The following is a 7,584-nucleotide window of genomic DNA, read 5'->3' as shown; positions in this document are numbered from 1 at the left end:
AGTGCTCACATAGGGTTTTCCTATGGAAACGGCACCGCCACCCGAGCTGGACGGCCAGTCCTCGATCAACGAGTTGCTGGACGAGCCGGTCGGCGCCGCGCCGATCCAACTTGCACTGCCCATCCACTTCCAGTTGGCCGCGGCCAGCCGACGCTAGGAGCGGCCCGCCTTGGTCGGCCGGAAATCAGCGGAGAATCCCCTCACCCGGATTGCGGGAACGTAGTATGGCGAGGATGAGAAAGCGTAGGAGTGTCGGCGGTGCTGCCACGGCCATGGCTGTCCTCGCCATCACCGCCGCCGTCGGGGCTCCGGCCGCCGCCGAGCCCTGCGGTCCCGTGGTAGTGGTTTCCCTGGGCTGGTGCCAGCCCGCAGCCACGCCTACCCCGACGGAGTCGAACACCCGCAAGCCCTCGCCGACGGGGTCGGCGGCGCCGTCGGCGCCCCCCGCGGCACCGGCGCCAGCAGTTCCCCCGGCCCCGGTTCCAAGCGCAGCGGGGCCGTCTCCCGCCCCTGCAGTGGTCCCTGTCGTGGTCCCCGCGGCTTCAGCCAGCCCGCTGTCCGGAACCGCCGCCCCCGCGCCTCCCTTCTCTGCTGGCACGACGGCGGCGCCAGCGGCCCCCTCGGTACTTCCCGCCCCGCAGGCAGCAGACGCTGCGGAGCCTACCGGTGCCCCCGTTGCCACCAGGGAGGGAACAGGTGCCGGAGCGGTCCTGCTGGCGTTGGGCGGATTGCTGGTCTCCGGCTCCGCACTCTTGGGCCTCCGGCGGCGGGACCCGCTTCCTTAAACGGACATGTTTGCTTACAGGACCACCCGGCCGCTTGAAAGAGAGAATCCTATGCCTGACTTCCGCGAGGGACTGCCGCCCATCTGGGCGGACGGACTCGGCCGTGCCAGCATCCGCTCCGTCCAGGCCCTCACCGTCGCCGCCCTCGGCTGGGCGATTGTCTGGGCCGCCACCAGGGTGCCGCTGGTCTTGATACCGGTACTGATCGCCATGATCCTCGCCGCCGCGATCGCGCCCCTGGTCCGCTGGCTCACGGGCCACTCCTGGCCGCGTGCGCTCGCCGTCGTCGCGGCCTTCGTGGCCATCCTGGCCGTCTTCGGCGGCGTCATTACCGGCATCGTGTTCCTCGTCCGGGCGCAGTCGAAGGACCTCATTGCGAAGTTCACGGTAGGCATCGACCGGCTTCATGCGTTCCTGAACAGCGGGCCGGTCCCGGTCAACGACACCCAGATCACGGGCATCCGCGAAACCGTCCAGAAGTTCTTCACCTCCAGCTCCTTCGGCACCGAGGCCCTGACCGGGGCCCGCACCATCGGCGAAATCCTCGCCGGCATGGTCCTCATGGCCGTCACCTTGTTCTTCTTCCTCAAGGACGGCGCCAAGATCCGCGCCTTCGTCATCGGATTCCTGCCCGCCCGGCACCGGGCCAAGGCGCTCCTGTCCGCCGAGCGCAGCACCGTGGTCCTGGGCGGCTACGTACGCGGCACCGCCTTGATTGCGGCCACCGACGGGCTCATTGTCGGAATCGCCCTGGTCATTCTGGGCGTGCCCCTGGCCCTCCCGTTGGGTGCCTTCGTCTTCATCGGCGGGTTCATTCCGATCGTCGGCGCGACGGCGGCCGGCACACTTGCCGTCGGCGTTGCGCTGATTTCCAACGGGCCCGTCACGGCGATTGTGGTCCTCGCGGTGGTGATCGGGGCGAACCAGCTCGAGCACCACTTGCTCCAACCGCTCCTGATGGGCAAAGTGCTCAAGATCCATGGGCTGGCCATCCTGCTCGCGCTGGCGGCCGGCACCATACTTGCCGGAATCGTCGGCGCCCTCCTGGCCGTCCCGCTGACCGCCGTCGGCTGGACAATGATCAAGACCTGGTCAGGACGGGACGCCGTCGACGGTCAGGCGGCGGCAACGGCGCCGGACGCCTGACGCCTGACGCTCGACGACGCAATAAGAAGGCCAAAATAGTCCGCCGTTGTTGCCTCAGGCCTGCTAGCTTTGTTCTATAATATATAGAACAAAGAGTGGAGGGCTGTGGCAATGATCCTGAACGTTGACCTGGGCGGCACTGTCCCGCTCTACCAGCAGCTTCGCGACCAGGTTGTCGAGGCGATCGCTTCCGGCGTGCTGACCGACGGCAGTCCGTTGCCGGCGACCCGGACCCTCGCCGCGGATTTCGGGATCAACTTCCACACCGTTAACAAGGCTTATGACCTCCTGCGACAGGAGGGTCTGATCCGGCTGAGCCGCGCCGGCGCGGTGGTGACCACGGCGACTGCTGACCATTCGTTCGCCCCCGAATGGACTGCAAGAGTGCGGACGGTCCTGGCGGAGGCTGTGGCCAGGGGATTGCCGCCCGAGGAGGTTCTTCGGACCTGCCGTTCCGTGCTCGAACAATTCGCCACGCCGCGAGAGGATACGCCATGACCGTTGCCATTGTATTGAGCGTGGTGCTGCTGGGCCTGGTGCTGTTGCTTGCGCTGGTGCTGCCCTCGGTCACCAGTCCGATCGTGCCGTTCGGGGTCCGGGTACCGGCCCAGCACGCGGGGGACCCGACCGTCCTCCGGCAGGAGCGCATCTATCGCTGGCGCGTCCTGATCAGCGGTGTCATCACCGCCGGGGCCGGAATCGCCACGTTCGCTGTCACCGGCGATCCGCTGCTGCTGCCCGTGTCGGTGCTGGTGCTAGTCGGCGTCTGGTACGGGTGTTTCTCGCTCGCCAATCAGGAGATCCGCGCCGCTAAGGCCGCCGGGGGCTGGTACCAGGGACTACACCAAGGCATCACGGTCGACACCGAGCTGCGGACCAATCCGCCGCGGTTCCCCTGGCTCTGGCTGGCGCCGGCTCTGCTCATCACCGCCGCCACCGTGGTGATCGGAGTACTCAGTTACCCGACGATGCCCGGAACGCTTGCGGTGCATTACGGCGCTCACGGTGCGCCTGACCGGGTAGTCGCCAAGTCGGTAGGCTCGGCCTTCTCCCTGGTGTTCGTGCAAATCGGCATGACGGCACTGTTGGCAGGCATGGCGGCGGCCATCACCCGCAGCAGGCCCGACATCGACCCGGCCCAGCCGGTGGGATCCGCGCGCTGGTCCCGCCGCTACATGTCACTGAGCGCCCGGGCCTTGCTCGCACTGGTCGCCACGATCGACCTGGGAATGATGCTGTCATCGCTGCTGATGTGGACCGGAACCATCACCTCATGGGCACCCCTGGTGGTCGCGGTGCCGATCCTGGCGGCCGTTGTTGCCACCGTCGTGGTTTTGGCCAGGAACAACCGAGAGCGCGGCGGCAGTGAGGCAGAGACCGGCCTGACGCACCGGGACGACGACAAATACTGGCGGGGAGGCCTGGTCTACGTCAACAGGCAAGACCATGCCTTGCTTGTTCCACGTCGGTTCGGTCTCGGCTGGACGATCAATGTCGGCAATCCAAGGGCATCGATGCTTTTGGCCGGTGTGGTTGCCCTCATCGTTCTGGTGATCATCCTCCGGTTAGGCAGCTGACCCGCAGCCGGCGGGACCCCGCCGGCACCGCGAGCCACGGCTGACTACTGGTCTGTTTCCGTTGCGGATCCCTGCTCGGGGGCATCGTGGTGTTCGCTTTTGTGGCGCGCTTCGTCCAGATGGTGCTCCAGCTTTTCCTCTGCCTCCCGCCGCCGCTGCCCGACCGTGCGGATCTGCTGCGTCGTCGGCGCTGAATGGGCGCGGAGGTGCTGGCCGTGATCCTCCGCTGGCCCGTCATGTTTCTCACTCATGATGGCATCGTCCCACTCGGTGTGGTGCGCGGGAAGGCCCCGATCTGCCGGGGGACTCGTGGTTTGTTTCTCCCGAGAAATCCGGGCAAAACAAAACCCCGCCTTCATGACCGTTAGGCCAGTAAAGACGGGGTTTTTCGTTGGTGCACCCCCCGGGACTCGAACCCGGAACCCATTGATTAAGAGTCAATTGCTCTGCCAGTTGAGCTAGAGGTGCAGCTGTTGTTTTGGGTTCCGCCGGGGCTTTTTGTTTCCCGTGGTGTTCTCCGCAACGACATGAAACTCTACACGAGTTTGGGCGGAGTGTGAAATCGGCGCGGCGGGCGCCGGGGCGGCTACCCGCGCAGGCTCAAAACCAGCACAAAATCGGGGTTCTGGCCGTTGCTCAGGGCCCACAGGCGGCCGTCGGGCGCGAGCGAAACGTCGCGGATCCGGCCGTACTCTCCTGTGAAATAGGCCACAGGGAGGCCGGCAACATCACCGCTCAGCGGGACTGCCCAGACGCGCTGGCCCCGCAGCGCGCCGAGGTAGGCGGTGTTACCGACAATCTGGAGGCCGCTGGGCGATGACTCCGCAGTCGACGGCCACACCACTTTCGCGTCGAGGAACCCGGCCCGGTGCGGCGCGCCCGTCACCTCGGGCCAGCCGTAGTTGCCGCCGGGGACAATCAGATTCAATTCGTCGTCCACGTCCGGGCCGAACTCGCTGGCCCACAAGCGCCCCGCGCTGTCCCAATCGAGGCCCTGGACGTTTCGGTGCCCCAGACTGTAAACGGGGTTGTTGCCGAAGGGATTGCCGGGGGCGGGCTTCCCCTCGGCGGTGAGGCGGAGAATCTTGCCGCCCAGGGCGTTTCGGTCCTGCGGCTGGTCGCGTCGCTGGGAATCGCCGGTGCCGACGTAGAGGTACCCGTCCGGGCCGAAGCGGATGCGGCCCCCGTTGTGCGTAGAGGCCTTCGGGATCCCGGTGAAAATGATGTCGGGTGCCCCTAGGGAAGGCTGCCTGCTACTGCCGTCGAGCCGGAAGCGGGCAATCCGGTTGTCGGTCTGGGCAGTGAAATACGCGTACAGGTAGCGGTCCGTCGCGAAGTGCGGCGACAGCGCCAGTCCCAGCAGGCCGCCTTCTCCGTCGGGGACGACGTCGGGGACCTTTGCTACCGTGGCCGCCGGTCCGCTGGCGCCCGGCGGCAGGAACTTCAGCAGCGCGCTGTCCCGCTCCGAGATGAGGGCGGTGCCGTCGGGGAGGAAGACCGTCGACCATGGCAACGTCAGCCCGGCGTCGATGCGGGCGGTGATCGTGGGCGTCTCCGGGGCGGCCAGGCTGTTGCCAGCAGAAGGGGCCGAAGGGGAAGGAGTGGGGTTGCTGGTGCAGGCCGCCGCTGCCAGGAGCGCGGCAGCCACCACGGCCGCCCGGACGGCCCGCAGCGGCGACCGCCGGGGCACGGCTACAACCGTGAACGGCGCGGCGGTCGGAAGCCCGCGGCCTCGGCGTGCGCCGCGGAAAGGAACCAGACCTCGGCCCGGGTTTCCTGATAGGACGGGCTAGTCTCATCGTGGTAAGTCATCGACGAGGCGGTCCCCTTCACGGTGAACCCCTCCGGCCCGCTGCCATCGGGGCCCGGGGCCGCGGATCCTTCACCGTAAGGCTGCTCCACGGCCAGATGCCCGGCTGGCGCAGCGGTGTGGCTCGCGGCGCCCTCGGAGGCTGCTGCCGAGGATGTGGCCTGTGCCGTCTCCACCTCGGCCGCTTCGGCCGCAGCCGATTCCGCGCCGGGAAGGGTGGGGGAGTGCGGCTCGGTATATTCGGGATGGTGCACCGGGGCGTGCTGCGCCGGTGCCCCCGCCTCGGGCGAGGCGGTTTCGTCCGGCAAAGCGGTTGTGGCGCCTGCCTTGGTTTCCACGTCGGAGGGCTGGGCCGTGTCAGCCACATGTGCGGCGTGCGCGCCGCGGGGAACGTCGTGGTGGGTGCTGGCCGGGACCTCGGCAGGCGGCGTCTCCGACCACTGGGTCTCCCACTCGCCGGCGGCCGCCTGGTCGTCCGCCGTCGTCGGCGAGACCGGCTCGGCGTTGCCGAAGCCGGCCGCGGACGGAATCCCGGTGGTGGCGGCGGCGACGGCAGACGCCGCCGCGTTCCCGCCGGACAGGGCGCCGTCGTGCTTTTCCGGCCCGGGGGGAGCCTGCGGCGAGGCGGCGGATCCGGAGCCGGCGGACGTCGACGTTCCGGCGGCACCGCGGGAATTGTTGCGGTTCAGCAGCCACCATACGACGCCGACAATCACCACGATCACGATGAGCCAGATAATCCAATCCATGGCCGAATCCTTCTGTCCAGGCGGCAGGGTTGCCGATGCTTGACGTTACGTCCGGCCCGTCGCGGCTGTCCATAGTTCCGGACGCGGCCCGTGTAGCCTCGCTTCATGGATTTCAAGAGACTCCGGATTCTCCGCGAACTGGCGGACCGCGGCACAGTGGGGGCCACCGCCGAGGCCCTGCGGGTGACGCCGTCCGCGGTCTCACAGCAGCTCAAGACGCTGCAGGACGAGCTGGGCGTGGTCCTGGTGGAAAAGTCGGGCAGGGGAGTCCGGCTGACCGAGGCGGGGCTGGCCATGGCCGGCGCGGCAGCCGAGGTGTCCACCGCCATGGCCCGCGCCGAGGCGACCATCGACACCTACCGGCTTGGCTGGCAGACCCAGATCAAGGCGGCCTTCTTCCCCAGTGCCGCAGAGATGTTCCTGCCGGGTTTGCTGCACCGCGTAAAGGACATCGAGGGACTCCGCTTCCAGGCGCACTTCGAGGATCCCGGCGTCGCCGGCTTTGCTGCCCTGGCCGCAGACTACGACATCGTGCTGGCGCACAGCGTCGACGGGCCCGACGTCTTCGCCCGGCAGGACCTGATGGTGATCCCCCTGCTGGACGAGCCGCTGGACGTGGCGGTCCCGGCGGGCCACGCACTGGCGGCCAAGGCGGCGCTTGGCGCCGCGGACCTGGTGGGGTTCCCGTGGATGGGGGTGCCGGATGGCTTCCCCTTCGATACCGTCCTGCGCCAGATCGAAGTGCAGGCCGGCGCCCCGGCCCTGCGGGCGCAGCTGTTTCCGGACCTGCGCGTTTTGGAGGCACTGGTCACCGCCGGGCACGGGCTCAGCCTGCTGCCGCGCTATACCGCGCTCAAGAACCAGGGCAGCGGCTTCGTGCTGCGCCCGCTCCGCGGGGTCAAGGCTAGTCGAAGCGTCGTGGTGCTGGTCCGTCCCGAGGTCGCGGCGCGGACCACCATCCAGCAGGTGCTCGCCATGCTCAAGGCGGAAGCGCGGGCCGTGGCCGAAGCTTCCGAGCTGCGTGACGCGGCTCACAGCAACTGAATCCGGATTCTGAATCGCCTATCAAAAGTCCACTAGGTGAGACAAACGTCCACCATTTGGGCGAAATATTCCCGGATTTACGCTTAATGAGCCGGGCCGGATCGTGGCGGCCGCTGACGGGGCCCTAGACTTTGGACCATGAGCCAGGACACCGAGACAGCGACAGACACCAAGCCGGACATCAAGCCCCGCAGCCGGGTCGTTACCGACGGAATCCATGCCGCGCCGGCGCGCGGCATGTTCCGCGCGGTCGGCATGGGCGACGACGACTTCGCCAAGCCCCAGGTCGGCGTGGCGAGCTCATGGAACGAGATCACCCCCTGCAACCTGTCCCTGAACCGGCTGGCCCAGGGCGCCAAGGAAGGCGTTTTCGCCGGCGGCGGCTTCCCGATGCAGTTCGGCACCATCTCCGTATCCGACGGCATTTCGATGGGCCACGAGGGCATGCACTTCTCCCTGGTGTCGCGCGAGGT

At 68.0% G+C, this 7,584-nt stretch carries 10 protein-coding genes and 1 tRNA gene; 7 read left to right on the top strand and 4 right to left on the bottom strand.

Going from position 1 to position 7,584, the window contains the following annotated elements:
- Positions 1-22 precede the first annotated feature (22 nt).
- From AB4Y86_RS07770 to AB4Y86_RS07750, 5 genes are all read left to right on the top strand, one after another.
- Positions 23-157 carry a hypothetical protein gene (locus tag AB4Y86_RS07770; RefSeq protein ID WP_441401606.1) on the top strand — a complete coding sequence of 45 codons (135 nt, stop codon included), beginning with the start codon at positions 23-25 and terminating at the stop codon, positions 155-157.
- A 76-nt stretch (positions 158-233) separates the two neighbouring features.
- Positions 234-785, top strand: a complete 552-nt coding sequence (locus tag AB4Y86_RS07765; protein ID WP_441401604.1) for a hypothetical protein — start codon at positions 234-236, stop codon at positions 783-785.
- Between the two features lie 51 nt (positions 786-836).
- Entirely contained in the window at positions 837-1,931 is a 1,095-nt protein-coding gene (locus AB4Y86_RS07760; RefSeq protein WP_441401602.1) for an AI-2E family transporter, read from the top strand.
- A 111-nt stretch (positions 1,932-2,042) separates the two neighbouring features.
- Positions 2,043-2,429, top strand: a complete 387-nt coding sequence (locus AB4Y86_RS07755) for a GntR family transcriptional regulator (RefSeq protein WP_441401600.1) — start codon at positions 2,043-2,045, stop codon at positions 2,427-2,429.
- A complete protein-coding gene (locus AB4Y86_RS07750; protein WP_441401598.1) occupies positions 2,426-3,508 on the top strand; it encodes a DUF1648 domain-containing protein in 1,083 nt (360 codons plus the stop codon). The genes AB4Y86_RS07755 and AB4Y86_RS07750 overlap by 4 nt, the downstream gene beginning before the upstream one ends.
- A 44-nt stretch (positions 3,509-3,552) precedes the next feature.
- Here the strand turns inward: AB4Y86_RS07750 and AB4Y86_RS07745 are convergent, their stop codons facing one another.
- The 4 genes from AB4Y86_RS07745 to AB4Y86_RS07730 form a co-directional block, all read right to left on the bottom strand.
- A complete protein-coding gene (locus tag AB4Y86_RS07745) occupies positions 3,553-3,759 on the bottom strand; it encodes a hypothetical protein (RefSeq protein WP_441401596.1) in 207 nt (68 codons plus the stop codon).
- Positions 3,760-3,900: 141 nt separating this feature from the next.
- Positions 3,901-3,976: transfer RNA gene (locus AB4Y86_RS07740), tRNA-Lys, on the bottom strand.
- Positions 3,977-4,094: 118 nt separating this feature from the next.
- Positions 4,095-5,198: a PQQ-dependent sugar dehydrogenase gene (locus AB4Y86_RS07735; RefSeq protein ID WP_441401594.1), complete on the bottom strand. Its 1,104-nt coding sequence runs from the start codon at positions 5,196-5,198 to the stop codon at positions 4,095-4,097.
- Between the two features lie 2 nt (positions 5,199-5,200).
- A complete protein-coding gene (locus AB4Y86_RS07730; RefSeq protein ID WP_441401592.1) occupies positions 5,201-6,067 on the bottom strand; it encodes a sunset domain-containing protein in 867 nt (288 codons plus the stop codon).
- A 105-nt stretch (positions 6,068-6,172) separates the two neighbouring features.
- Between AB4Y86_RS07730 and AB4Y86_RS07725 the strand changes: the two genes are divergently transcribed.
- Together AB4Y86_RS07725 and AB4Y86_RS07720 are read left to right on the top strand one after the other, a co-directional pair.
- Positions 6,173-7,111 (top strand): LysR family transcriptional regulator, encoded by a 939-nt coding sequence (locus AB4Y86_RS07725; protein WP_441401590.1) that lies wholly within the window; start codon positions 6,173-6,175, stop codon positions 7,109-7,111.
- A 138-nt stretch (positions 7,112-7,249) separates the two neighbouring features.
- A partial coding sequence (locus AB4Y86_RS07720; protein WP_441401588.1) for a dihydroxy-acid dehydratase domain-containing protein occupies positions 7,250-7,584 on the top strand: 335 nt, incomplete at its 3' end.

The sequence above is a fragment of the Arthrobacter sp. 2YAF22_2 genome, assembly GCF_052114645.1.
In the GTDB taxonomy this organism is placed as follows: Bacteria; Actinomycetota; Actinomycetes; order Actinomycetales; family Micrococcaceae; genus Arthrobacter.
This window is presented reverse-complemented; position numbering and strand designations above follow the sequence as displayed.

Bases quoted from the DNA above. Each gene is read 5' to 3' on its own strand.
- AB4Y86_RS07770 (WP_441401606.1), top strand. From the start codon at position 23: ATGGAAACGGCACCGCCACCCGAGCTGGACGGCCAGTCCTCGATCAAC.
- AB4Y86_RS07765 (WP_441401604.1), top strand. From the start codon at position 234: ATGAGAAAGCGTAGGAGTGTCGGCGGTGCTGCCACGGCCATGGCTGTC.
- AB4Y86_RS07760 (WP_441401602.1), top strand. From the start codon at position 837: ATGCCTGACTTCCGCGAGGGACTGCCGCCCATCTGGGCGGACGGACTC.
- AB4Y86_RS07755 (WP_441401600.1), top strand. From the start codon at position 2,043: ATGATCCTGAACGTTGACCTGGGCGGCACTGTCCCGCTCTACCAGCAG.
- AB4Y86_RS07750 (WP_441401598.1), top strand. From the start codon at position 2,426: ATGACCGTTGCCATTGTATTGAGCGTGGTGCTGCTGGGCCTGGTGCTG.
- AB4Y86_RS07745 (WP_441401596.1), bottom strand. From the start codon at position 3,759: ATGAGTGAGAAACATGACGGGCCAGCGGAGGATCACGGCCAGCACCTC.
- AB4Y86_RS07730 (WP_441401592.1), bottom strand. From the start codon at position 6,067: ATGGATTGGATTATCTGGCTCATCGTGATCGTGGTGATTGTCGGCGTC.
- AB4Y86_RS07725 (WP_441401590.1), top strand. From the start codon at position 6,173: ATGGATTTCAAGAGACTCCGGATTCTCCGCGAACTGGCGGACCGCGGC.